Source organism: Amycolatopsis sp. NPDC102389, from assembly GCF_044765885.1.
Taxonomy (GTDB): Bacteria; Actinomycetota; Actinomycetes; order Mycobacteriales; family Pseudonocardiaceae; genus Amycolatopsis.
Map to the genome: position 1 here is coordinate 62,182 of NZ_JBIWKX010000028.1, position 25,502 is coordinate 87,683.

Genomic DNA, 25,502 nt, shown 5'->3' on the forward strand with positions numbered 1-25,502 from the left:
CCGGGGTTGGGTGGGCCGGCCCCCCTCTGGGTTTTTTGTGCGCCTTGGGCGTGTTTGCGGGGGGGGGTTTGTGCGCGTGGGGGCACCCCCCCCCCCCCCCCCCCCCCCCACCCCCGCGTGAAGGTGCGCAAAGTTCCCAAATCGGTCACTTTAAGCCGAGAAAGTGTCCTTTGTGGACGCTAGAAGCACGAATCACCAGGAGTGGCTCTGGCCACCGGTGATACGACTTTGCCGGGACCCTCGGCTCAGCCGAGGGAAAGGGGGCCTTCACGCGCAAAGGAAGGCTTACTTCTTCCAGGTGATCGGCTTGTCCTTGTAGCCGTCACCTTCGTTGAAGGTCGCGCCGCCGACCTCGCCGCCGTCCCTGATGGCCTGGAGTTCACAGGTCTCATAGGTCGCGCCGGCGGTCTTGAAGTCCTTCTTCGCCGACTCGGACTGGCAGCTGGTGGTCTCGCCGGTGATGATCACGCCGGTGCCCTTGTTGTCCGGGCCGACCGCGCGCACGCGCACCGTGCTGTAGGTGAGGTCCGTGCCGCCGACGTTCTCCACCGTCATCCGGATGTACACCGGCGTCATGCCCTTGGCCTTCTCGCCGTAGGAGGCGAGGTCTTCCTTCGGGCCGAGTTCGATCGCCTTGACGGTGATCGCGATGGTGCCGCTCTTGTCGTTGCCGTACTTGAACGGGACGACGGCGCGTTCGCCGACCTTGAGTTCGGTGCCGGGCGCGGTGGCGTCCGCGTTCGAGACCGGGACGGTACCGCTGGTCGCGGGCGAGGACGCGGCGGCCGACGTCGGCGCGGGCGACGGGCTGGGGGCCGGACTGCCGCCCTCCTCCTTGCCGCCACAGGCGGAAAGCAGCAGCACAGCGGCGCAGCCGGCGGCGGACAGAGCGATACGGTCGAACTTCATGGATCTCCTCGGACTCCCCGCCGAACCCTGCTCCGGCGTTCTCGCCACGCACCGTAGTCGATGGAGGAGCATTTCTGTGTGGGCCATTCGCACCACGAGAGGTAACGAATCGATTACGCTGTTCGGCCTAATGGGGACGTGATCACTTCTTCCAGGTGATCGGGTCGTCCTTGTAGTCACCGGCGTTGAACGCCACGCCGCCGACCTCGCCACCGTCCTTGACGCCTTCGGTGTCACAGGTCTCATAGGTCGCGCCCGCGGTGGTGAAGTCCTCGGCCGCCGTCTCGCCTTTGCAGGCCGCGGTGCCACTGGCCATGATCACCTTGGTGCCCTTGCCGTCCGCGTCCACCGCGCGCACCGACACCGACGTGTCGGCGAGGTCCGTGCCGCCGACGTTCTCGATCACCATCCGGACGTAGACCGGAAGCGTGCCTTCGCCCTTGTCCTTGAACTTCGCGAGGTCTTCCTTGGGGCCGATGTCGATCGACTTGACGGTGATCGCGATGGTGCCGGACTTGCCCGCGTCGCTGAACGGGACGACGGCGCGTTCGCCGACCTTCAGCGTGCTGCCGGGCGCCAGGGTGCCGTCGGCCCTGACGGTCTTCCCGCCCTCCTCGCCGCCACAGGCGGAAAGCAGCAGCGCGGCGGCGCAGCCGGTGGCGATCAGGGCGGTGCGGGCGGGCTTCATGGATCTCCTCGGACTCCCGCCGGACGAACTCCGGCGTGCTCGTCACGCACCGTAGCCGCGCCGAGGGGAGGTGAGAGTGGTCCGTTCGCACCACGACCGATCACAAATCGCTCACGCCGATCAGTCCGTCCTGGATCGCCCGCGCGACGAGCGCGGCCTTGGTCGGGGCCTCCCTGCCGATCTGGGCGTACTTGACCCGGATCCGCTCGAGATGCGAGTTGACCGTGTTCGGCGAGATGCCCAGCCGGTGCGCCACGAAGTCCTTCGACTCGGACTGGAACCACTCGATGAGCACCTCGGTCTCGCGCGCGGAGAGGGCGGGGCGCCGGTCGGAGCGGTCCCCGGCCATCGCGCCCGCCAGCGACGGCGGCGTGTACGACCGGTCGGCCGCCGCGGTGCGTACGGCTTCGAGGAGGTGGTCCGCGCCCTCGGCCTTGGTGAGATAGCTGAGCGCGCCGAGTTCGAGGCATTGCAGGACGGTCTCGTCGTCGGCCCGCATCGAGTAGACGACGACACGGCGGCCCGCCTCGGTGAGCCGCCGTAGATCACCCATCGCCGGGGTGGTGCTGTTCAGGTGCAGGTCGAGGATGACGACGTCGGCCTGCGCGCCTTCGCCGATCCACGCGGCCCGCACGTCCTCGCCCTCGGCCACGACACTGACCGGCGGGGTGCCGCAGGACAGCCAGTGCACGACACCGGCCCGTACGGCCGGATGATCGTCGACGACCACCGCGGTCAGTTCGGTCGCGAACGCCATTTCGCCTCCATCCAAGATCGTTCTCCCAGTGCGTGCCATTCGACGTCGACGGCGCCCGATCCGTTCGCCGTCGCACCGGGTTCACCGTCCGTGATCACCGCGACACGGATCTCGTCGTCGGCGCGCAGGACGCTGACCCTGGCCTGCGACCGGGCGGCGACCAGCGCGGTCATCAGCGGACCGGTCAGTTCGCGGCGGACGGCGGTCGGCACGGGAGCCGGTTCGCCGCTGACCGCCAGTGTCACCGTCAATCCCCGCCGCTCGGCGAGATCGACGCACGCCGAGACCTCGTGCAGCAGCGGGTCGGGGACGTCGTCGTTCTCCGCGAACAGCCGCCGCAATTGCGTGGCCGCGAGCGCGCACCGCCGCCGCACCTCGTCGTCACGCGGGTCGAGGGTGCGGTCGGCCAGCCCGGCCAGCAGCGGCAAGGTGGCCCCGAGCTGCCCGGCGAACCGGTTCCGCTGGTCGGCCTCCCGCTCCTCGGCGAGCGCCATGCGGTGGGCCTGGCGGTCCCGTTCGGCCGAAGCCTCCGCGGCTTCGCCCGCCCGCCGGTTGACCACCCCGATCAGCGCCAGCGTCGCGGCCTGGAAGGTGAGCACGCTGAGCGCGACGATCACCACGCCGCCGATCTCGCCGCGATCGGCGGGCACCGCGCCGAACTGCCTGCCGAGGGCGAGCGTCATCTGGAGGACGAGTGCGGTCATCGCGACCGCGGGGCGGTCCAGGAGCAGCACCAGCAGATGCCAGCCCGCGAGGCCGGACGCCCAGTCCTCGTCGCCGAAAAGCCGGTCCGGGGACAGCGTCCAGACGGCGACCGTCGACGCCGCGAGGACCACCACCGCCCCCGCGAGCGCGACCGGCCAGGGGACCGGTTTCCAGCGCAGCACCCACCACGCCGCCACGACGAGCACGCCGGCGAGCGCCGCGAACGCGATCCGGTCCGGGGTGGAGGTCAGCCGGGCCAGGCTGAGCCCGACCTGGATCGCCGCCGCCGCGAGCAGTACCGCGATCCGGCAGCCGCCGAGTACGCGGTCCGCGGTCTCATTCATGCGGCCACACCAGTTCCACCGTGGTCCCCGCGCCGGGCGCGGAGGTCACCTCGGCCCGGCCGCCCGCCGCGGCCATGCGTTCGACGAGCGATTCCCGGACACCTCGCCGCTGCGCCGGGGTCTTCGCCGGATCGAAGCCGCGGCCTTCGTCCCGGACGGTCACGCGCACCCCGTCTTCGACCGTCAGCCGGGCTTCGCGGACACCCGCGTGCCGGTCGACGTTCACCAGCGCCTCGCGCACGGCGCGGACCAGCGCCAGCGCCGCGGACGCCGGGATCGGCGCGACCGGCGACCAGCGCGTCTCGACCTTCACCGGGCTTTGCGCGAGCACGCCGCGCAACGAGTTCTCGAGGTCGACCACACTGCCGGGGCCGGATTCGCCGGTGAGGATCGCGAGATCGCGGCGGGCGTATCCGGCGACCTCGGCCGGGTCCGTCGTTTCCCCGCGCTGGGCCACCGTGAGAAAGGTGGCCGCCGCCGTGTCGTGCAGGACGGCCAGATACTCCCGTTCCCGCTGACGTCGTTCCACGGCAAGGGATTCCTCACGCGTCAGCCGGGCCCGGCGGTCGCGGAGGTGGTCGATCCGGCGCGTCGTCCGCGAGAGCAGGAGGAAGGCGCCACGGGCGAGGGCGGCTTCGATGACCACACGCAGTACCACCGAGAAACCGTCCTCGAAACCGAGCGGCACCACTTCGATCGCCAGCAGGCCGGCGATGGCGGGCACGGTGATCTTCGGCGGCCATTCCCATTGGAGGGTGATCGCGGTGAGGGTGAGCACGTTGAGCGCCCACTGGTTCAGCTCGCCCGCTTCGGGCGCGGTGAGGAACTGAGTGCCGCAGACCGCCGCGGCGCGCACCAAGGCCAGCGCGAACGCCACCGGCCTGCCTCGGCCCGTCTTCCCCACGACGTATTCGGTCACGGCAGTGACCAAGGCGAGCGCGAGCAGACCGAAGGCGAGCGGGAGCGCGTCCGAAGGTGTGGCGAGCACGCCGAAAACGCTGATCACGAGCAGCCCGGCACCTCTGGCCGGGCCGGCGAACCGGCCGACCACCCGCGAGAACTCCGCTTCGACGGAGGTCTCAGGATCGGACGGCACGGCAGCAGTCAAACAGATGCCTCGAGCGTGCGCAGGTCCAGTACCCGCCAGGTGAGCGCCTCGTTCCCGCCCACCGACCACCACACGTACGGCCCCCGCGCCAGCACGGTGCCGAACTCCGCCGCCAGGTCGGCCATCCGCCCGGTGGCGGTGTCGTAGAGGGCGAGCACGCCGCGGTCGTCGTCGACCACGACCGCGTACCGGTCGAGCACGACGACGTCGCCGAACGCGGGCCGGATCCCTTTCCCGCCGACCCGTCTTCGTGCGGAGCCGTCGGGCTTCATCAGGTCGAACCGCGCCGTCCCGCTCTGGCGCAGTACCTGGACGCGGCACCAGGACGGTGTGCAGTCGACCAGTTCGACGTTCTGCCCGCCGATCTTCTTGACGCGGCCGTCGCGGAGGTCCACCAGCTCCGACGGTCCTGCCTGCTCGACGGCGGCCGACGTCGCGAACGGCCAGGCGGTGAGCGCGAAGTCGCCGGGCAGCGGGGTGCCGGTCACCGGGCCGCCGGACAACGCGACCGTCCGCACCTCGGTGGCGTCGCCCCGCACGGCGGCCCAGGAAGCCTGGTCTCCGTGCACGACGAGGTCGTACTGGGAGTCCAGGAGCACGACCCGCCCGGTGTCGGCGGTGACCAGGGCGGGGTTCTCACCGCGGGGCCCGGAGCGCCACAACGCGCCCGTCCCGGTGATGTCGGACAGTTCCAGCCACACCAGCGCGGCGGGCGAAGCGGTGAGAACGAACCGTGGAGAACCCGACAGCGGGACTTCGCGGAGTACCCGTTCTCCCAGCGTCAGGCGGATCGAATCGCCCGCCCGGGTGACCCCGGCGGAGGTCCCGGAATCGAGGTACGCCAACGGTGTGTAGGGCGGCCCGGTGACGGTGTTCGCGGTGATCCGCGCGCTGGGCCAGACGTCGGCGTCCGACGCGACGACCGGAGCCTTGACCGCGGGGGCCGTCGCGGGCAGGACCACGACCACGACGGCGGCCACCGCCGCCAAGGCCAGGCCGATCGGGGTGCAGTCACGGGGGATCACCGCACGACCGCGGGGGAGGAGGCGTTCGCGCGGACGAGCGTGGGCGCGCCGGTGCCGTCGGCGGGAACGGAGTAGATCGCCTTGTCCCGGCCGTAGGCGACGGTCCGGTCGTCCAGCCACTGTGCCTGGTCGTCGAGATGCGCGGGATCGGCGAGCGGGACGTCACGGCCGTCGGCCAGGGACAGCACGTGCAGCCGCCAGCGGTCGCCCTCGCGGAACTTGTAGGCGACGCGGGTGCCGTCCGGCGAAAGGGAGGGACATTCGACGTTGTGCCGCAGCGTGGTCAGCGTGCGACCGCGGAGATCGCCTCGCACCAGCCAGGTGCCGCCCGCGGACCGGGCGGTGGCGTAGAACGTCAGATCGTCGCGGGCGAAGGTCACTCCCCAGTAGTTCAGATCCTTGGCGGGATACGGTTTTCCGTCGACAGTGAGCGCGAAGTCCTCCAGGGAGCCGTAGTGGTTTCCCGTCTCCAGGTCGTAGATCCCGGCGGTGGTGGAGAACGTGCCCGCCCCGCCCAGATACGAGTCACCGGCGCGGAACACCGTCCAGCCCACCAGCCGCCCGGACGGCGACACCCGGACCCGGGACGGCAGTCCCCATTCGGAGATCAGCCGGGGTTCGGCTCCGGGTTTGGTGACGACCAGCTCGGCCTGGTCGGGGACCGCCGTCGCGCGCAGGCACGCCAGAGTGCCCGCGGCGACGTCCACCCGCTGACAGGACGGGCCGACGCGGTCGTCCTGCCGGACGCGGCCCGACTCGTCCACGTACAGCAGCCCGCCGTGGGCGAGGTCCAACCGCTGCTCCGCCACCGCGTCGCCGGTACGAAGCCCGACGAAGACCGCCCCGGCCACCACGATCAGAACGACCGCCGCGACGCCCGCCCAAGTCCGCTTCATTCGTTCCTCGTTCCGGCCAGTACCGATACCAGCAGCGCCACGGCGAACACCGCGAACGCGGGGCGCAACGCCGTTCCGGCCGCGAGCGCGCCGAACAACACCGCACCGGTGGCCCTCGCCAGTGCTTGTCCTGTTTGGACGAACGCGAGCCCGGTGGCCCGCAACGACTCCGGCACCTGTGGCGCCGCGTGTGCCATCAGCACGCCGTCCGTGCACGCGTAGAACACCCCGTGTGCCGCCAGGACGACCGCCGCGACGAGCCATCCGGTCGCCGAAGCGGCCAGGACGACGTACGCGGCGAGCAACACGACGTGCCCGGCCAGGAACACCTTCCATCGTCCGAGCCGGTCCGCGAGCCGTCCGATCGGCGATGCCAGCACCATGAACGCCAGCGCCGTCGCCAGCGGCAGCAGGGGAAGCGCCCCGGGCGGTAACCCCGCGGATCGCTGCACGCCGACGAACAGGAACATGTCGCCGACCGTGCAGACACCGAGAAGCGCCGCGGCCAGGCAGGTACCGCGGAGCCCGGGCTGTCGCAGCAGGGCGAAACCCGCTCGCAGCCGGACACGCGATCGTTCGACCGTCCCGGCGGGGGCACGGACGAACACCGCCAGCACGATCACCGCGATCACGGCGAGGCAGAAGCTCACCCCGAACACCGCCGGGTAGTCGCCGACGAGCAAGGTCAGCAGGCCGAACGCGATGATCGGCCCGAGCAGCGCGCCCGCCGTGTCCATGGCGCGATGGACACCGAACGCGCGGCCCAGGCCGCCCGCGGGGGTGGCGAGGGTGATCATCGCGTCCCGCGGCGCGGTGCGGATGCCCTTGCCCGCGCGATCGGCCCCGATCACCAGGCCGATCGCGCCGAGCGAGGACCCGGCCGCGGGGAAGGCGAGTTTGGTCGCCGCCGAAAGGCCGTAGCCCGCCAGGGCCACGGCCTTCGGACGGCCGAGACGGTCGGCGAGGTAGCCACCCGCCAGCCGCAACAACGCCGTCGCCCCCGTGTACAGCCCGTCGATCGCGCCCAGCTGCAGGAACCCGACGCCGAGGCCGTACACGAGGTAGAGCGGGAGGACGGCGGTGACCATCTCGGCGGACATGTCCGTGATCAGGCTGACCACGCCCAGGCCGATGACGGTGCTCGAGACCGCGTGCTTCGTGCGGCTCGGTGGCCGGGCGGGGTCGGCTGAGCGGAGGGAGGAGACGTACATGGCGGGCCTTCCCGGCACTGCTGTCGTGAGTGATTCGGGTGGTTCTGTTGAGCGGTAAGGCAAAAGGTGTCGTGGTCGCGGGCGGGTCGGTGGTGGGGTGAAAGCTCCCTTCGTCGCGTCTAATGCGGTGAAGGGAGCCTTCACCCCGGTCACTCGTCCGCGCCGACCACCTCGTCGCGACACGTTCGACAGGCGGAAGAGCGCGGTGACCCCTACACCACGCGGATGTCGTCGACCGCGGACTCCCACAGCGACGCGGTGCTCGCGTCGGCGGCTTCGACCAGCAGACGCACGCTACGGCCGGCGAACGACGACAGGTCCGCCGTCGCGTTCTGCCAGACGCCGGCCACCTCGGTCGCGGACCCGGTCTTCTCGAACACCGTCGTGGGCGTGGTTCCGTCGAGGACGCGGATCCGCAGGTAGTCCGCCGAGGTCGCGTTGTCGCCGTGCGCGAAGGTGTAGGAGAAGGTCAATTTCCCGCCCGCGGGCACCGTGAACGACGGCGAGGCCATCGACGACGCCCCGCCGTCGAGGTCGTTGGCGCCGTACTCGGAACCGGCCAGCCGCCCGGTGACCAGGCAGTTCACGCCGCTGGTGGTGTCGCCGCGCTGCTTGATCTGGTTGCTGTAGGTCGACGTGGTCTGCTCCGGATCGCCCCGTTCCCACTTGCCCGAGCTGGCGGTGTCCGTTCCGGCCGCGTTGAGCCGCCAGCCCTTGTCGGTCTCGAAGTCGTCGGAGAACGCCTCACCGCCCGCCGTGCCGACGCTCACCGAGACCTTCGCCGTTTGGGTCGTGGAGCCCGAGGACCCGCTGACCGTGGCGGTCGCCGAGCCGGACGCGGTGTCCGATGCGGACAAGCTCAGCGTCGCGGTCGCGGTGCCGTTGGCGGGCGGGGTGACCGACGACGGGGAGATCGTCCCGGTCACCCCCGAGGGCAGGCCGGAGACCGAAAGCGCGGTCGCCGCGCTGAAACCGCCGGTGCTGCCGACGTTCACCGTGACCGACGCGGTCCCACCCGGTTTCACCGAGACCGACGATGGGCTGGTGCCGACGGAGAAGGCGGGGGAGGAGACGGCCTTCTTGCATTTGCCGGTCGCGGTGTCGGTGAAGGTACGGCCCGACACCGGCACGAAGTCGCTGCGGTAGTCGGTCGCGCTCAGTGTCAGCTTCCCGACGCCGAAGGTGTTGGTGTTGCCCGCCTCCTGCACGGCGGCCGAGGACTGGTCGAAGTTGTAGTAGCCCCGTCCGCCGGTACCGATCAGCACTTCGCGCACGCCGTTCGCGTCGTCGCGGGTACCGTCCGGCCGCGACGGCGCGTAGCGCTGGTAATTGTGGTCGTGGCCGACGACGATCAGATCGGCCTTCGCGTTGTAGAGCGCCTGGAAGAACGGCGTGACCGACGAGTCGTCGCCGTGCGTGCCGCGGCTGAACCGCGGATGGTGGAAGAACGCGGCCGTGCACGGTTTGGTGCTCGCCGCCAGATCGTTCTTCAGCCAGGTCTCCTGCGCCGAACCGGTGCTCCGGGTGATGTTGGAGTTGAGCGCCACGAAATGCCAGTCACCGACGTCGAAGCTGTAGTAGCCCTTGCCCCGTTCCCCGGCCCGCGCACCGAAGTAATCGAAGTAGCCGGAGGCGCCGGACGTGTTGTATTCGTGGTTGCCCGGCGTCGGATAGGTGATCGCTTTGAACTGCCCGTAATAGGGGTCGAAGTTGTTCTTGTATTCCGACAGCGTGCCCGAACTGTAGGCGTTGTCCCCGGCCAGGATCAGCGCCTGCGGGTTCATGTTCTTGATCAGCGGCGCGGTCTGGTTGCACGAAGACCCGCAGACGTCGCCGACGGCGGCGACGGTCGTCGTCGCCGCGGCGAGCGGCCGGTCGCCCGCCTGGTAGGCGTCGATGGCGAAGCGGCTGGCCGGATCGGACAGCGCCGCCGAGACCCGCACACAGTCGCCTTCGAACGCGCGGGTGTGGAACGCCTTGCCTGGCCAGTGCCGCGCGGTAAGCGTGTACGAGCCGGCGCTGCTGCCGGTCAGGGTCACGGAGTCGTTGCCACGTAACGAAAGTTCCGTGAACCGGACCCGTAGCCAGTGTGCGCCCGGCGCGCAGACGGACCGGCCGGCCAGAGCGGACGCCCCGCCACCGGAGATCGAGGCTGGGCCGCTGGTGACACCCGTTTCGGTCAGTTGCGGAACCTGATCGGCCACTTCGGGCACGGCGGGTGACGCGGCTCCACCCGCTTGGGGTTGCGCGGCGACCAGGAAGGCCCCGACCGCCAGCGTGGAGGTCGCGACGGCGAGCGTGCGGCGGCGCCATCGTCTTGTGGTTGAGCGCATGGGAGACCATCCTCTTCGGTCATCGGCGGGAGGACGTGCGAGTCGTCGGCCATTCGGGGATTCTTCCGACGATTCGACCCTAATCGCGGCCGGTGGAGGGTCAACGAAAAGTCGCGGAGAGGCTGGATAACTCTGAACGGCGCCGGTTCACCCGACGAAAGTCGGGCGTTCCGGACGGTACGCTGCGCCTTCATGACGAGTCTCGCTCCGGCGGAATTCGGTGCCACACTGCGCGCCGCGATCGAACGCAGCGGGCTGAGTCTCAGCGAGATCAGCCGCCGATTGCGTGAGCAGGAGACACCGGTCAGCATCAGCGCGCTGAGCTATTGGCAGAATGGCGAAAATCGGCCGGAACGAGCGAGTTCACTCGCGGCGGTGACCGCGCTGGAGGTCATTCTCGGCCAGCCGGCGGAAACGCTGACCGGATTGCTCGGCCCGCGCCGCCCCCGCGGTCGCTGGACCGTCCGCACCGGAGACACCCTGACCTACGACCAGGTGTGGCGGCGGCCGGAGGAGGTGGTGCGCGCCCTGTCCAAAATGGACGTGACACCGGACGAACTGGACACCCCGCACCGGCTTTCGCAGTACCTCTCCTATCGTGTCGACGCTGACGGCAACCAGGAATCGGTCCGGGTCCGGCGGCTGATCCGCGCCGATCGCGACGGCACCTCGCGATTCGTCTTCGTGAACCGGGGTACGAGCATCACCCGGCCACCGGCCGTGCTGTTCACCGACGGGTGCCGTCCGGCGCGGTTCCGCGCGGACGTCCCGTCGTCCACCTGCGTCTTCGAATTCGCTCTCGACCGCACCTTGGCCGCCGGCGAACTCGCCGTCGTGGAGTTCGGCGTGCGCTATCCGCCGGGCCAGGGCAAGCGGCACGTGCAGGTCGCGCTCTACCGGCCGGCACGGGATATCGCGGTGCAGGTCACCTTCGATCCAGGGCGGTTGCCGCGGCGATGCGCCGGGTTCTTCCGGCCGCGCGGCGTGCTGCCACCCGAGGAACGGTGCGAAGCGACGTTCGACCGGGACATCAGCACCTTCCAGTTCATCACCCTCGATCCGGCCCCCGGTCAGTACGGGATCCAGTGGAGCTGGACCTGACTATTCGTAGGGACGTTCGGGCGCGGGCACCGGCGTGGCGCTTTCGACCTTGAGGAATGGGATGCGTTCCCCGTTGACCTCGTCCACCACGGACCCCGGCCTGAACGTGCCGGTGACCTCGATCCAGGTGTCGGGCTCGCTCGGAACGCGGCCGTCCAGCACGATCTTGACCGGCCGTCCGTCGGCGGCGCAGCAGGTCAGGATCATCCGGACGAGCAGTGACGCGCCGTCCGGACCGGTGGCGGTGAAGCCGGTGAGCACGACCCGTCTCGCACCGAGGGAACGGCCCTCGTCGAACACCGCGCGCGAGGCGTAGTCCAGGACGGTCACCTTCACCGGATCGCCGTCGGGCAGGGGCGGGTACTCGTCGGAGCGCGTCAGCGCCATGCCCGCGTTGCCCGCCGCGTAACTGCCGAGCGGTTGCGGGGAGACCAGGAGCAGGGCGAGGACCGGAAGCGGGAGCAACCAGGCCACTTTCGGGTGACGATGGCGGTTCGTGGCCGCCAGCATCAGGACCAGGAGACCCGACGCGAGGAGGAACGGCCAAAGCCCTTCCTTGACATAGCGCAGGTATTGGCCGGTCAGGCAGACCTTGAGCACCGCCGCGCCCAGGAGGAGCAGCACGACGGTCGCGGCGGTCCGGTTCACCAGAGCACCGTCCCGGTGACCGCCGCGCAGGCGAGCGCGACCACGAACGTGGCGGGCGCGAACCGCGCGGCGAAGCGCCTGCCGAAGGTGCCGGCCTGCATCGCGAACAGTTTCAGGTCGATCATCGGCCCGACCACCAGGAACGCCAGGCGGGCGGTGAGGGAGAACTGGGTCAAGGACGCGGCGACGAAGGCGTCCGCCTCGCTGCAGATCGACAACAGGACCGCCAGCAGCGACAGCGCGAGGACACCGAGCACCGGATCGTCCGCGACGGCCTGGATCCAGCGGCCCGGGATCACGACGTTGAGCGTCGCGGCCGCCATGGCTCCGACCACCAGGAATCCGCCCGCGTGCACCAGGTCGTGGCCCGCCGCGCCGGCGAACGCCCGCCAGCGGGTGTCACCGTGAACGTGTTCCGGCAGCTTGATCCACTCGGCCCGGCCGAGCCCGAGCCACAGCCAGCCCATCACGACCGAGGCGGCGAGCCCGGCCGCGGCCCTGGCGAAGACCATCGACGGCCGGTCCGGGAACGCGATCGCGGTCGCGGCCAGCACGACCGGGTTGAGGGCGGGGGCCGCGAGCAGGAACGCCAGCGCCGCGGCCGGGGTGACCCCCTTGCGGACCAGGGCGCCGGCGACCGGGACCGAGCCGCATTCGCACCCCGGCAGCACCATTCCGGTCGCCGCGGCGACCGGAACCGCGAGAGCCGGATGTTTCGGCAGCGCTTTCGCGAAGAATTCCCGCGGGACGAAGACCGCGATCACCGCGGAAAGGGTCACGCCGAAGACGAGGAACGGAACGGCCTGGAGCACGATCGAAACGAAGACCGTCGTCCAGGTCTGCACGATCGGCGTCCCGAGTACGTCACCGAGCAGGCCTCGCGCGAGCAGAACGAGCACGAGAAAGCCCGCGAGCACTTCCACCGAACCGATGCGCCGGTCCACTTCGGTCTTCACCGGGCCGACTCTAGAGTTTCCGTCTTCCACCTGGAATTTCGTTGTCTGGACAACGCTGGACGGCCACGAATGGGCCGGGTCACCCGCCTCGCCCGGTCGGGGGTATTTCCGGATTCCGATTGTGTTCTTCCGGGCCAAGGGCACAAGAATCGCCGCATGCGTGCAAGGCGATTCGCCTCCCTTTCCGCCGGTGCCGCCGCCGTGGTGTGCGTGGCGGCTCTCGTGGTCACCGATGGCGCGGTCGCCGCCCCCTTGCCGGGTGGGCTGGGACCGTGTGTCGGGCCGGCGTGCCCCGGAAAGTATCCGCCGGTGAACAACAACGACTACGCCGGCCGCGACAACGGCATCAACGTCTATGTCGGCGGTGAATTCCAGGTACGGGAAGCCGCGGCCGAAGCCGAAGGACGGGTCGTCGTCCTCGGCGATTTCGACATGGCGAAACGCGCGGGCGCCTCCTCCATCTACAACGTCGGCATCGCCGGTGTCGGATCACGCGTTCCGCCGCCGGACGGCGCCGACTTCCTGACCACCGGCGGAAACGTCAGCGTCGCGGCGGGCCAGCGGCTGCTCGCCGAGGGCGGTGTCGTCCGGCACGCGGGAACCGTCACCGGGACGGTGATCGGCGACCTCGAAAAGGACCCCGACGCGGCGAAACCCTATGTGGGCCTGCGCGAGGATCTCCGGGTGGCGAGCAAGTGCTACGCGCGGGAAGGCACCACACCGCGGCCGACCACGGGCACAGCGGTCAACCAGGGCTATCGGACCCTGTTCACCGGGGACGGTAAATCCGCGTTGCAGGTGTTCACCGTGGACTTCGACCTGACCGGCCCCACCGGCGGCATGCAGGGGATCGAGTTCGAGGGCATCCCGGCGGGGGCGACGATCCTGGTCAACATGGTGGGAGCCGCGAGGACGATCAACACCTACACCGGTGACCTGAACGACCAGGACCCGCTGAACAAACTGCGCGAGCGGCTGCTGTGGAACTTCCCGGACGCCACCCAGGTGAAGATCGCCGGGGGCGCCCAGTTCCAGGGAAGCGTGCTGATCGGCGAGCCCGGGAGCACCGCGACCGTCACCGCGTCCGGGATGAACGGCCGGTTCTTCACCACGGGCTCGCTGGTGCACAGCTCCGAGGCGACCGGTGGTGGCGGGCAGGAGTTCCACGCCTACCCGTTCGACGGTGATCTGCCCGAATGCGTCAGCACGCCGACCACCACGCCGAGCAGTTCTTCTTCGAGCTCGACCACTACGAGCAGCAGCCCCACGTCGACCTCGACCTCGACCTCGACCTCGACCTCGACGTCCAGCTCCTCGACGTCGGTCACGTCCACTTCGACGGCACCGACTTCGACCACCACTTCGTCGAGTCAGCCGAGCAGCAGTTCGTCCAGTGCGACGTCGTCGAGCCCGACATCGAGCACCACTACGTCGTCGAGCCCGACCGGTTCGAGCAGCACTTCGCCGACCACCACCAGCAGCTCATCGAGCACGACCCCGGGGCCCGGGGTGACCACGTCCACGACACCGGGGCAGCCGGGAGCGACGACCCCGGGTGGCGGGCCGTCCGACAGCGGCCCGTTGGCCTCGACCGGTAGTGAGATCCGAGGACTGCTGGTGTCCGGCCTGTTCCTGCTGCTGCTCGGTGGCGCGCTGGTGGCGCTCACGATCCGGTCGAGGCGCCGCGAGTCCTGAGGGCGGTGTCGATGACGTCGCGGCGGTCCACCAGCAGGGCCTCCGCGGCGGTCCGGCCGGTCGCGGCCAGATAGGTGTCGACGAGCCGGTTGCCGGCCGCGTACCCGGCGCCGGTCGGCAGGCCGACGGGAGTGCCGCCGTAGCGGGCGGCCGTCTGGTCGCCGTGCACCCACGCCGCGAAGTTCCGCATGCCGGTGATCTCCAGCCCGGAGACGACCGTCGCGAACACCGCGTCGTCGTGCAGATGCGGCACCCCGATGCGGGCGTAGCCGAGTTCGTCGCCGTACAACTGGCGGGCGAACGCGTCGGCCAGGCCTTCGGACACGATCTGCTCGCCGACGGTGACGGTCGCCGGATCCCAGATCACCCCGCCAGGGCCGTAGCGCAGGTTGTGGTTCAGCTCGTGGACCGCCGTGGCCTCCAGCCGCGCCAAATTCTCCGGATACGGCCAGAAATTGAGGTGGATGTAGCCGGACACGCTGCCGTTCGCCGTCATCCCCAGGTTCGGGCCCATGAAGTGCTCGTCGCCGGGATCACCCAGCACGGTGAGCACGGTGATGTCCGGGACAGTCAGTCCGGGCGTCGCGGCGAGCTGTGTGGTGACGGCGTCGTCGAGCGCTCGCTGGATGCGATTCCAGGCATCCGCTTCGTGCAGGGCTTCGAGCGCCTCCAGACAGCGTTCCTCGTCGCGGTCGAGCGGGAAGCCGGAGCTCATCGCGTGCATCGCCACGAGGTCGACGTCACCGGGGAAATAGCGGTACATGCCGGCGGCGGGTTCGACCATCGCCTTGAGCATGGCGGCGCGGTCCGCCCGCGGCGCGCGCAGGATCTCCCGCATCGCGGGGTAGGTGTCGAGAACTCGGATCGTCATGGGAGCGACGGTAAAGGCTCCAGTGGGTGGAGACTCAAGCCGTCATGCGTAATCGGCTACGGGTCTCTCCGCGGAAGCGACGTCTCGGGACAGTGAGAACGAACCCCGTCGCGATCCACGAATTCCGAGCCGGATAACCCCGAAGGACATCGGATTGCGTAGCGGATGCCGGGGAGGTGTCAACGACCGGAGCCGGTTGGCGTGCCCCCCTCTTGTGCCACGCCAACCGGCCGCGGTCACCGGAATTCACGGCGGTACGATCAGGCGAATCGAGTATTCCGACTACTTACTGATCGGTCGCTTTTTCCGTTGCCGCTCCTGAATGGTTTCACTCCCGCCAGTCCGCGACAAGCGTTTCCCGTTGCCTGTCAACGGGAAACCGGCTCGCGACACTCGGATTCGGAACCTCCGCCAAGATCGACTGGACAACCGGCTCCTCGACTCGCCAGGATGTGCAGCCACGTGACAGACAGGGGAGGTTCTGTGGACGTCAGCAAAGGCGACCTGATCAGTGAGCTGAAGATATTGCGCAAAGGTCGTGGGGTGGCCATGCCACAGCTGGTCGAGCGGGTGGGTCCCGCTCTCCGTATGGTGTGCGAGCTCGGCATCGACGACGGAGTCACCGAAGTCCGTCGAAAGATTTCCGCACGGCTGGCGGCCCTGAGTGCCCACTTGCCCGACGATCTGCGGACGGTCGTGCTCGCGGCGTTCGGGCTCGCTCCGGACGCGCGGATGCCGTTCTATCAGGATCGGGTGCATTGGGCGGCCACCAGAATCGATCGTGACGACCGTACGGCGCGCCGACGGATCGACGACGGAATAGCGCAGCTCGCGGAATTCGCCGTCGGCGCACTGCGGCCGGCTTCCCCGGCGAAACGTGTGGTGCACCAATGGCACACCGAGGAATTGCGGGTCGCGCTCGCGGTCGACAGGCCGGTGCCGGAAGCCTTCGAATTCCGCCGGGTGGTGGCTGATACCGACGCCCTCACCGAACTAGATCTCGCGCTGACCGTGACGGCACCGGATTCGTCCAGGGCTCGGGCGCGAAAGGATGACCTCGACGTCGAGGTCTTCCACGGCGGGATTCTCGCGCGCAGGAGGATGGAGTCTTCCGATCGATTCGGGCTGGCGCTCAAACTTCCCAACGCGTTGAACCATGGCGACCGGCATGAGATCGCCTTACGATTTCGTGCCAGGATCGAGCCGCACTATGTGTGCGTGCCTCGGCATCCTTGCGATCTGTTCGACCTTCACGTCCGGCTCGGCAGCGAGCGGGCGCCTCGCGAGGTCGTCCTGTTGAACAAGGCCTTCCAGGACGACGCGCGGGATCCGATCGCCGAAGGTACGAGCATTCCAGTGAACGAAGCGGGCGAGGTCCATGTCCGTTTCGAAAACCTCGATCCGGGTTTCGCCTACGGCGTCAAATGGAATTGGCCGGAGCCGTTGCTCTCCTGAATCAGGGGAGCTTGTCGACGGTGGCGATCAGCGACAATACCGGTTTGGGCAGCCGGGTCACCCAGTTCGCCGCCATCGCCTTCGTCGAAAGCTTCGCCACCGATTTCCCTGTGCCGGCGAGGCCGCGTCGGGCGGCCTCGACCAGCGTGATCTCTCGGTCTCCGGTCGCCCGGCGGGACAACGCCAAGGCGATGGCCAGGTCGAGGTGAGTCTCGATGGTTTCGGGATGACCGATCCCGAGCAGCCGGATCTGGGGTTCCAGTATCGAGTCCAGGATGTCGGCCTGCGGCCCGAATTCGCGGAGCGAGCCGTGCGCGAGTGCCATCCCGTGCCGGGCCCGGCAGTGAAGCGGGTGGTCGTTCTCCAGCACGCGGACGATTTTCCGTTCGGTGACGGCCAGCGCGGCGAGCGCGCGTCTCGGTTGTCCGTGCGCGAGCAGCGCGCGGTCCGCGCGGACGGCCGCCGCGAGCGTCAGCGGGTGATCGCGACCGAGGTCTTCTTCATAGCCGTCCTTGATCTCGCGGAGCGCGCTCGCGGACCACTCCCATGCTTGTGCGGCGGGTCTCAGCTCGGACAAGTCGAGTTCGAGCACAGTTTCCGCGTGGACGGCTTGCGCTTCCAAACACTCCGGATGCCACTCGCGCCCCGCCGCCCGGTAGGCCTCGACAACCTCGCTCGCGAGGGCTCTGGCTTTCGACGGTTGCCCGGCCAGGTGCAGGGCCCGCGCCCATTCCAGCTTCGCTTTCAGCGTGACTTCCGCGAAATCGCGACGCGGGGTGCCGAGTGACGTCTCCACCAAGGCGGCGGCGTCGGCAGGCCTGCCGCGCAGCCGATACGCGACAGCCGTCGCCAGCACCAATCGGAGGCCTTCCTCGTCGGAGACGTCTTCATCGGCCGAGGGAGCGTGTTCATTCCAGAACCCTTGTTCGGCTTCGGAATACCTGCCCAGTTCGTCCAACGCCTGCGCGGCGATCAGTTTCGCCCGGAGGCGGAGTCGTTGATCGTCTTCGGCGAGCGCGGCCGCCCTCCCGGCATGGTTCACGGCTTCGGTCTGCAGTCCGCAGCCGAGCTCCACCCGTGCCGCCGCTGCCAAGTCCTCCGGGCTGTCCGGCCGGATCGCCAGTATCCTCGCGTGGATTTCGCCCGCCGCGGCGAGATCCCCCAGACGCTCGTAAGCGTCCGCGGTCGGCCTGAGCAACCGGACTCGGTGAGGCACCGGCCATTCGGCCACCGCTTCGGCGTGTTGGATCAGGAAGTCTCGGCGATCACCACGAGCGTTCTTCAGCCAATCGAGCAAGACCGGTTCCGCCTGGAACGCGAACGTCGCGAGCCGTGCGGGGTCCTCGCGAAGTACGGCGAGCGCGATGTCGTGTACTTGCCAGCCTCCGTCGGCCACGTCCGTGAAGGGCGGCGTGGGTGGTTCAGACGCCAGGCCGAGCACTTCGGAGATCAACCGCACCGGCACCGGCACCGGTGCGAGCGCCGCGGCGACGTGGAGAACGGCGAGTGTGGCCGGATCGAGCCTCTCGAGCTCGTCGCGGACGGTCGTCGCGACATCGTGCGGGCGAGTGTCCAACGCCTTCACCTCGAGCCCGTCACCGATCGCTCTCGCCGCGCTGTGAAGGACCCCAGGGCGGCCGGAACAGCGTTCGGCGAACCGGAGAACGGTTTCCCTGTCCTCCACGGACATCGGTGCCTTCGCTGTCGAGAACAGCTCCAAACTGTCGTGCGATGTGAGCCCTCCCAATTCCATGGACGGTGCCCACCAGGCCGGCTTCTCGATCCGGGTGGTCAGCATCGTCGCCACCTGTCCCGAGGGGATCGGCAGCTGATCGAGCACGCTCGGAGGCAGGTCCACCGGCAGGTCGTCGATGACCACCAGTGCCCTCGTCACGGACAGCCCGTCCGCGACGACCTGCCGGAGTCTGGTGAACGGAGTACCTCGAACATCGAGGCCGAACTTCTCCGTCGCGACGCGTGCCAGGTCGAGATGGAACCGCGAGAGGAAATCCTCGGGGGGATGCTGACCGAAAGGACCCATCCAGAAGATCCCTCCGGGATAGGCGTTCCGGTGGGAGCGGGCGTACTTCGCGACGAGACTGCTCTTGCCGATCCATCGCCTGCCCGTGATCACGAGCACCGCGGGAGACGTGCCGCCGCACAGGACGTCGTGGATCGCACGCAGTTGCGGACGCCTGCCGACGAAACCGGAGGACCCCAGCACCCTCGCGGGCAGGTCCGCGTCGATCGGCCCACCGGGATCGTGTCCGTGCATCAGCGCTCGATTCCTCCGATTGTGCCTGCTCATCGACTGGTGACGCGGCTGGCGCCGCTGGTGGCGGCCGCCGGGAGTGAATTCCCACCCTGCCCTCTTCCGCCATCGGATTCACCGGAAGCACGGATATTTGTCCAGGTTCTGACCAAACGCGCGTCGCGGCGTCCAGAAATCGGGCGGGCGCGTCACATCGGACAACTCCTGGACAAAGGCTGACCAAACCGTCATGCGGCGTTCGGAGTAATTGACTATGTGGTGGCCCGGCCTGGTTACTGGAAACGGATGGTTGTCCGCGATGAACGATGAATACGCCGACTCATGGCAGGAGAAGAAGCCGCCGATGGCGATTCTGCTGCTGGCCGTGCTTTCGGTGGCAGGCTCGTACATCTTGCTCCTCTTCGGCGATTTCGGCAGCCACCTCTCGGGTTACCTGCTGGGATCGGTGGTCTGCGCCGGACTGATCGCGATCTTCATGAAGGTCGACATGAACCGGCGTACCGCACCGGACGCGGTGTACCTCGCGTCCACTTCGGCCAGGTTCGGCTGGTCGGCGGTGCTGCTGGGCGGAATTGGCGCTTCCGGGGCACATGCTTGGTCGATCGCCACGGAACTGGCGGTGCGCTGATGTCCCGGTTCACCCGGCTGCTCCCGGTCGTGCTGGTCGTCGTCCTGACGAACCTCTCACCGGTGGGCAGTGCCTCCGCGCAGAACGGTCTGGCGACCGCGTACAGCGAGGTCGCCTCGTGTTTCACCGCACGGGGGAAACTCGCCGTACTGGCTTTGGTCGACGAATCCAAAAGCCTCAAGAGCACCGACGCCGACGCGAACCGGGTCGACGCGCTGGTGAGCATGTTGCGGACGCTTTCGAGGTACGGCTCGACCGGTGAAGCGACGCCGAAGAAATCGATAGAAGTGCAGCTCGCGGGATTCGGCACGTCGTTCGCGGCCGGTCCGTGGCGTGAGCTGAACCCTGCGACGATCGGTGATCTCGAGGGCCAGGCCAAAGGGTTCGCCGAACGCGACAAGGCCAACGACACGGACTTCGCCACGGCCCTGCTCGGCGCGCAGAACGAGTTCGTCCGCAAGGACGCCGCGAGCGGTGCACAGCCGCCCTGCCGTCTTCTGCTGTTGTTCACCGACGGGATGTACGAGCTGACCACGAAAAATCTCGACCGGCCCTACAGCCGTGACGCGAGTCGCACCGATCTCGACGCGATCATCGCTCGTGGCAAGGAGTACCTCTGTGGACCCGGTCAGCTGACCGATCAGCTTCGTGAGGCGGGCACGGCCATCGTCGCGCTCGGGCTGGCGACCCGCGAGCAAGGGTTCCTGCAGTCCATCGCCGAACGGGACGCGCCGGGAACGCGCTGCGGGGAGTCGAACAGCCCGCCCGGCGACTACGTGGCCGTCGGCGGCCTCGAGGAGTTGCGCAGCGCGTTCGACTCGGCGATCGCGCAGGCGCTCGGCGGCACTCCGGTCCCGGCGCCGCATCCGGTCACCGTGTGCGCGCTCGCGTCACCCGCGGACGAACGCTGTGCTCAGCGCTTCACCCTCGATCAGTCCCTGCGCGAATTCCACCTGCTGCTCAAACTCGGCGGCCCCGGGATCGCGGTGGATCTGACCCCGCCCGTCGGGAACACCGTCAGGCTGACCGCCGAGCAGAGAAGCCCGCTGACCGTCGGAGGCGCCGAACTCACCGTGTCCGCGCTGACGGCGGCGGATCTGGTCGTCGACGGGCGGCTGCCCGCGGCGGCACCGGCCTGGGCGGGCACGTGGACCGTCCGGTTCGTCGACACCGGCGGGACCAATCCGGCGGCGATCGCGCAGTCGCAGCTCACCGTGTTCGGCGGCCTGGTCCCCGTGATCGAACCGGAGGTGCCCGACTTCCAGGCGGGAAAGCGCACCGATTTCCGGATCCGGGTGACTGACACGGCCGGGTCACCGCGTACTCCGGCGGATTTCGTGCGCTCCGCCAAGATATCCGCGACGTTGACCGATCCGCAGGGCAAGTCGACGGACATCCCGGTGATCCCTGCGGCCGCGGGTGCGTACACGGCGGGGTTCACGATGCCCGACACCACGGTTTCCTCGGTCGCGACGTTGAAGGTGACCCTGGACGTGGTGACGGCGTCCGGTCTGCGGTTGCAACCGCGCGCGGTGACGCGGCAGGTGACGGTCAAACCTCCGTCGGCCTATCCCACCGTCTCAGGCGCGCTGGACCTGCCGCCGATCCTCGACAGCGGTACGACGACCGGCTCGCTGACCATTACCGGTGGACGTGGCGGTAACGGCTGTGTCTGGTTCATGCCCAGGTTCACGCGGACCCCGCCGAACAGCGGGGCGATGACCACCAGGTTCACCCCTGACGCCACCGATCCGCAGCGCTGTGTGCGCGTCGGACCGGGGCAGAACGCACAGATCTCGGTCGAGGTCTCGCCGGAAAACGTGCGCAGTGGGGTAGCACAGGGTGAATTCACCGCGACGCTTACCGCGGACGGCGAATCCCCCCGCGAACAGACCGTCCCGGTGCGGTTCCAAATGGACCGCGCACCGGACGCCGTCACGCAGTGGGCGTTGTTCGTCCTCATTGTCGTGGGCGGGGTGCTCCTGCCCTTCGTACTGCTGTGGCTGCTGAACCGGTGGGCCGCGCGGTACGCCGACCCGGGACAGATCCGCCACGCCGAACGCGAGGTGGAGGTCACAAGCATCGACGTCCGTGACGCCGCGACGGCGAGACCGCTTCGCGAGGTACTGGACGTGCAATCGTTCAGCTATCTCGACGGCGCCCCCAGCGAGAAATGCAAGGGCTTCACTTCCGGCGTACTGAGTTTCGGACGCCGGATCCCGGTGCTGCCGTGGACCCTGCCCTACGGGATCGTCCGCGCCGGCGGTGCCGGCGTCCTCGCCGCCGCGGGCGGACGGCGGAAGAAGGCCGACTGGGGCCGGGTCGGTTTCGACCTCGGTCAGACCTGGGTGCTCGTCGTCGACCAGGTGCTTCCCGAGACCCATGGTCCGCTCCGCGCGACGTTGCATCTGTTCGTGACCGATTTCCATATCGGGACGAAGCTCGCGCGGTTGCTGGAAGCCGTCGAAACGGAAGTGCCCGCCGAGGTCCGCAATTCGGCCGACCGGATCAAGCCAACGGAAACCGGTCCGGTGCCGGCCTCGGAGCCGGAGCCCGAACCGTTCATCCCGCCCCAATGATTTCTAGGAGAACGTGATGTTGCAGAAGTTCCTCGTCGTCGGCGTCGGCGGATCGGGCGGGGTGACGCTGCGGATGCTGCGAGCCAGACTGCTCGAATATCTCGCGGAACGTGGTCACGACGGAGGTATGCCCGCCGCGTGGCAGCTCGTCCACATCGACGTGCCGCTCGAACAGGACCGCAGGCCGGAACGGATCCCGTTGCTGCCGCCCAGCGACTACGTCGGGCTGGCGGTCGAGGGACTGACCTATCGGGACGTCGACGAAATGCTGTGTACGCGCGGCGATTCCGTGGTCCGGCACACAGCGGGCTGGCGGCCGGATCCCGACGAGTGCAACGTCGCGCCGGAGTCCGGCGGGGGCCGGTTTCGTGCGGTGGGGCGGGTCATCCTCGGTGCGCGGATGGGCGCGGCACACGAACGGCTTCGCGCCGCGGTCAACGCGCTCCACAGTGAACAGGCGAACGAAGAGTTCAGCGAGGTGTGCCGCCGTCTGACCGGCGACGGTGTGCCCAGCCAGAACCCGACGCAGGTCGTGGTCGTCACGTCCCTCGCGGGTGGGTCGGGCTCCGGCCTGTTCCTTGATGTCTGCGACATGCTGGGGCAGCTCGAACCGAGTGTGCGAGGCCGGCTGGTCTCGGTGATGTACACACCGGAGGTCTTCGACGAACTGTCGCCCGCGGACCGCGCCGGGATCAACCCCAACGCGCTGGCGACCGTCTGCGAACTGCTCAACGGCCGGTGGAACGGCGAGGCGTCGTCGCCGGACGAGTTTTCGTTCCTGCGCGCGGCGGGCGCGGCGGCGGTGGACCGGATCACCACGCGCGGACCGCGGATCCCTTACCTGATCGGCCGCACCAACGGCCAGGTGAACTACTCGGACCAGGGCGAGGTGTACGAGGCGGTGGCCCGGGGGATGACCGTGTGGGCCACCAGCCCGGAGATCCAGTCGAGGTTCTCCAGCTACGAGATCGGGAACTGGGCGTCGCGCGCCAACGGGCCGGATCGGACGGGACTGACCGGGGACAAAACCGAAATCCCGCTCAGTTCCTTCGGCTGTGCGTCGGTCGGGATCGGGCTGGACCGCTTCGCCGGGTACAGCACCGATCGGTTGACCAGGGAAGCTCTCGAACACGTGCTCTCTGGTCATTGGCGGGTCACCGACGAGAAGGTGATCAATGAGGAGAAGGCGCGGCAAGACCGGGTGGAGGTGTCGGTCCGCGGCTTCCTCTCCAACTGCGGCCTCGACGAACAAGGGCCGCACCGCAACGACATCCTCGACGCGATCCGGGGCGGCTTGAGCAGTGACCAGGCCCGCGACGACGTCCGCGCGCGGATCAGGCCGAAGCTGCTCGACAAGGTGCGCGCGCAATGGCCGCCGAAGGCCGACGCGCGGCGGGTGGGCAAGCGGGTGACCGAGCGCATGACCGAACAGTGGACGGCGGAGTTCGCCGCGTGTGAGGAGCGCTACTTCGAAGCGACGACCACCTGGATCCGCGACCTGCAGAAGATCATCCAAGCGCGGACCGCGGAACTGCTCGCGGCCGAAGGCGGTCCGGTGGCGGTCGACGTGCTCAGGCAGGTGAAGACCGAGCTCACCGAAGTCGTCGTCAAAGAGTTGGTCGACGAGCTGAACAGCCAGAAACGCATGGTCTCCGAGATGAACAGCCGGGTCGGCGCGGCGCTCGCCGGCACGACGACGCTGCCCGCCGACCACCCCAAGGTGACGCAGGCGGTCGACGCGGCGATCGACTGCTTCCACAACTGGACCGAAGTGCTGGTGCACGAACTGGCGATCGAGCTCATCCGCGACATCGGGGACAACCTGCTCGATCCGCTCCGGACGGCGCTCGTCGGCGGCCTCGACGGTCTGCAGGCGGACCGCGCGGGTTCGTCGGTCCAGCCGTCGCCCGTGCCGGGCTGGCCGGTCGAAGACGCGCCGGTCCCCGGTTCGTACTACCCGGCGGGCAACGAGCTCGTGCTGGAGCGGGTGAGCTCGTACCCCGAAGAATTCACCCGGCTGTTGCGTGCGCAGTCGAACGAGGAGAACGACGGCAACGCGCTCGTCCGGGCGCGCGGTGCGGTGATCGCCGGACAGGATCAACGAGCCATCGAAACGACGAAGCGCTGGGTGCCGCGCAACGCGCGGTTGCGGCAAGCGCAGAGCCCGTCCGCCGCCAAGTTCAAGACCGGCCTGGCCTTGACCGCGCTGCGGGACCGGGCTCGCGACTGGATCCGGCGTCCGGACACACCGATGGCCCGGCATCTCGGCCAGACCCTGGGCACCTATCTGGCGGAGCGGAGCGACCGGCGGCAGGAACACGAAGACCGGCTCGAGAACTTCCGGAATCTGCTCGCACAGGCGGTGAAACTGTCGCGTCCGCTGATCGCGATCGACGCGCCCGCCCTGATGCGGGTGCACCAGCGGTCCGTCGGCTACCGCGAGGTGATGACACCGCTGCCGTTCCCGAACGGTCATCCGGGGCAGGAGGCCGCACGAAAGGTCTTCGCCTCGCACAGTGACGCCGATTTCGGGCAGCTGCTCGGGACGCGGGACACCGAGCGGATCGACATCTTCACCTTCCTCGACGCGCCGGTACAGCCCGCGGTGATCTCCTCGCTCACGCGACCGATCGCCGCGCAGTGGCAGCAGGAGAAGAACCAGCCGAACATGGCGGGCTTCTGGACCTGGCGCCGGGCGAGGGGGCTGCCGTGGTTCGTGCCGTGTCCTCCCGACGTCCGCCGCGCCATCGTGCGGGGCTGGTTCCTGGCGCGTTTCCTCAACCAGATCAAGTGCGTGGGCGGCGACCTGCGCACCGTACCCACCGGGGTGTGGACCTCGGACGGTTACGCGGAGTTCCCTTTCCCGTTGCTGGGTAAGAAGATCCGGAAACTGAACGAATGGCTGCCCGCGGTGCTCGAGTCCGTGGCGCTCACCGTCGTGGGTGTCGCCGATTCCACACCGTACGAGCGGCTGATCCAGCTCGGCGAGTCGCTGGAGCGCCAGGACGAACTCAGTGACCGGGGTGAGCTCGCGCGCTGGTTGGCGGACGGGCTCACCGGCGCGGGCGCGCCCACGCCCGAACCGGAGGTCGCGGGAACCAGGCACGACTCACCGGAGGACCGGGTGAAGTTCGCGCTCCAGTACGTGCAGAAGTACCAGGACCACTACGACGACTTCCGCGAACTCCCGCTGAACGCCGCGTCGGCTCTCGGGGTCTCGCGTGCGTGGGAGATCCGGGAAGACATCTGGAGTGCGCTCACGACCTTCCACGACGCCGTGGTCAACGGTGAAGCCATCGATCCGTCCGATGTGGGGTGAGC

19 protein-coding genes are annotated in these 25,502 nt (G+C 69.0%); 6 read left to right on the top strand and 13 right to left on the bottom strand.

Going from position 1 to position 25,502, the window contains the following annotated elements; translation table 11 throughout:
* Window positions 1–285 precede the first annotated feature (285 nt).
* The 9 genes from ACIRGA_RS23205 to ACIRGA_RS23245 all read right to left on the bottom strand — a co-directional run bounded on the left by ACIRGA_RS23205 (window position 286) and on the right by ACIRGA_RS23245 (window position 9,976).
* On the bottom strand, window positions 286–909 hold the full coding sequence (locus ACIRGA_RS23205; protein ID WP_400944329.1) for a hypothetical protein: 624 nt from the start codon (window positions 907–909) through the stop codon (window positions 286–288).
* Between the two features lie 142 nt (window positions 910–1,051).
* Window positions 1,052–1,597, bottom strand: a complete 546-nt coding sequence (locus tag ACIRGA_RS23210; RefSeq protein WP_400944331.1) for a hypothetical protein — start codon at window positions 1,595–1,597, stop codon at window positions 1,052–1,054.
* 100 nt (window positions 1,598–1,697) lie between these two features.
* Complete coding sequence (locus tag ACIRGA_RS23215) at window positions 1,698–2,354, bottom strand: response regulator (RefSeq protein ID WP_400944333.1); 657 nt, start codon at window positions 2,352–2,354, stop codon at window positions 1,698–1,700.
* Window positions 2,333–3,403: a histidine kinase gene (locus ACIRGA_RS23220; RefSeq protein WP_400944335.1), complete on the bottom strand. Its 1,071-nt coding sequence runs from the start codon at window positions 3,401–3,403 to the stop codon at window positions 2,333–2,335. The genes ACIRGA_RS23215 and ACIRGA_RS23220 overlap by 22 nt, the downstream gene beginning before the upstream one ends.
* Window positions 3,396–4,499 carry a sensor histidine kinase gene (locus tag ACIRGA_RS23225; protein WP_400944337.1) on the bottom strand — a complete coding sequence of 368 codons (1,104 nt, stop codon included), beginning with the start codon at window positions 4,497–4,499 and terminating at the stop codon, window positions 3,396–3,398. Before ACIRGA_RS23225 ends, ACIRGA_RS23220 begins: the two co-directional genes overlap by 8 nt.
* A gap of 8 nt (window positions 4,500–4,507) precedes the next feature.
* On the bottom strand, window positions 4,508–5,536 hold the full coding sequence (locus tag ACIRGA_RS23230; RefSeq protein WP_400944339.1) for a hypothetical protein: 1,029 nt from the start codon (window positions 5,534–5,536) through the stop codon (window positions 4,508–4,510).
* Window positions 5,533–6,432 (bottom strand): TolB family protein, encoded by a 900-nt coding sequence (locus ACIRGA_RS23235; RefSeq protein ID WP_400944341.1) that lies wholly within the window; start codon window positions 6,430–6,432, stop codon window positions 5,533–5,535. The genes ACIRGA_RS23230 and ACIRGA_RS23235 overlap by 4 nt, the downstream gene beginning before the upstream one ends.
* Window positions 6,429–7,643, bottom strand: a complete 1,215-nt coding sequence (locus ACIRGA_RS23240) for an MFS transporter (RefSeq protein ID WP_400944343.1) — start codon at window positions 7,641–7,643, stop codon at window positions 6,429–6,431. The genes ACIRGA_RS23235 and ACIRGA_RS23240 overlap by 4 nt, the downstream gene beginning before the upstream one ends.
* Window positions 7,644–7,855: 212 nt before the next feature.
* On the bottom strand, window positions 7,856–9,976 hold the full coding sequence (locus ACIRGA_RS23245) for a metallophosphoesterase (RefSeq protein WP_400944345.1): 2,121 nt from the start codon (window positions 9,974–9,976) through the stop codon (window positions 7,856–7,858).
* A gap of 192 nt (window positions 9,977–10,168) precedes the next feature.
* Between ACIRGA_RS23245 and ACIRGA_RS23250 the strand changes: the two genes are divergently transcribed.
* Entirely contained in the window at window positions 10,169–11,077 is a 909-nt protein-coding gene (locus ACIRGA_RS23250; RefSeq protein ID WP_400944347.1) for a multiprotein-bridging factor 1 family protein, read from the top strand.
* Here the strand turns inward: ACIRGA_RS23250 and ACIRGA_RS23255 are convergent, their stop codons facing one another.
* Window positions 11,078–11,725 (bottom strand): TIGR03943 family putative permease subunit, encoded by a 648-nt coding sequence (locus ACIRGA_RS23255; RefSeq protein WP_400944349.1) that lies wholly within the window; start codon window positions 11,723–11,725, stop codon window positions 11,078–11,080.
* Window positions 11,722–12,681, bottom strand: a complete 960-nt coding sequence (locus ACIRGA_RS23260; RefSeq protein WP_400944351.1) for a permease — start codon at window positions 12,679–12,681, stop codon at window positions 11,722–11,724. The genes ACIRGA_RS23255 and ACIRGA_RS23260 overlap by 4 nt, the downstream gene beginning before the upstream one ends.
* Window positions 12,682–12,837: 156 nt before the next feature.
* Between ACIRGA_RS23260 and ACIRGA_RS23265 the strand changes: the two genes are divergently transcribed.
* The gene (locus tag ACIRGA_RS23265; protein WP_400944353.1) at window positions 12,838–14,376 is read left to right on the top strand and encodes a choice-of-anchor A family protein; all 1,539 of its coding nucleotides are present in this window, start codon (window positions 12,838–12,840) and stop codon (window positions 14,374–14,376) included.
* Here the strand turns inward: ACIRGA_RS23265 and ACIRGA_RS23270 are convergent.
* Entirely contained in the window at window positions 14,345–15,247 is a 903-nt protein-coding gene (locus ACIRGA_RS23270; RefSeq protein ID WP_400944355.1) for a DUF2268 domain-containing protein, read from the bottom strand. The two genes, ACIRGA_RS23265 and ACIRGA_RS23270, sit on opposite strands and share 32 nt — an antisense overlap.
* A 483-nt stretch (window positions 15,248–15,730) precedes the next feature.
* Here ACIRGA_RS23270 and ACIRGA_RS23275 point away from each other — a divergent pair, with 483 nt between their 5' ends.
* A complete protein-coding gene (locus ACIRGA_RS23275) occupies window positions 15,731–16,702 on the top strand; it encodes a hypothetical protein (protein WP_400944357.1) in 972 nt (323 codons plus the stop codon).
* Window position 16,703: 1 nt separating this feature from the next.
* Here ACIRGA_RS23275 and ACIRGA_RS23280 read toward each other — a convergent pair whose 3' ends face one another.
* Window positions 16,704–18,977, bottom strand: a complete 2,274-nt coding sequence (locus ACIRGA_RS23280) for a hypothetical protein (RefSeq protein ID WP_400944359.1) — start codon at window positions 18,975–18,977, stop codon at window positions 16,704–16,706.
* 295 nt (window positions 18,978–19,272) lie between these two features.
* On the opposite strand from ACIRGA_RS23280, the gene ACIRGA_RS23285 reads away from it, so the two are divergent.
* Genes ACIRGA_RS23285 through ACIRGA_RS23295 form a run of 3 tightly spaced genes read left to right on the top strand, consistent with a single transcriptional unit; the run spans window position 19,273 to window position 25,500 of the window.
* Window positions 19,273–19,602, top strand: a complete 330-nt coding sequence (locus ACIRGA_RS23285; protein ID WP_400944361.1) for a hypothetical protein — start codon at window positions 19,273–19,275, stop codon at window positions 19,600–19,602.
* Window positions 19,602–22,181: a hypothetical protein gene (locus ACIRGA_RS23290; RefSeq protein ID WP_400944363.1), complete on the top strand. Its 2,580-nt coding sequence runs from the start codon at window positions 19,602–19,604 to the stop codon at window positions 22,179–22,181. The genes ACIRGA_RS23285 and ACIRGA_RS23290 overlap by 1 nt, the downstream gene beginning before the upstream one ends.
* Before the next feature lie 16 nt (window positions 22,182–22,197).
* Window positions 22,198–25,500: a tubulin-like doman-containing protein gene (locus tag ACIRGA_RS23295; protein ID WP_400944365.1), complete on the top strand. Its 3,303-nt coding sequence runs from the start codon at window positions 22,198–22,200 to the stop codon at window positions 25,498–25,500.
* Window positions 25,501–25,502: the final 2 nt, after the last annotated feature.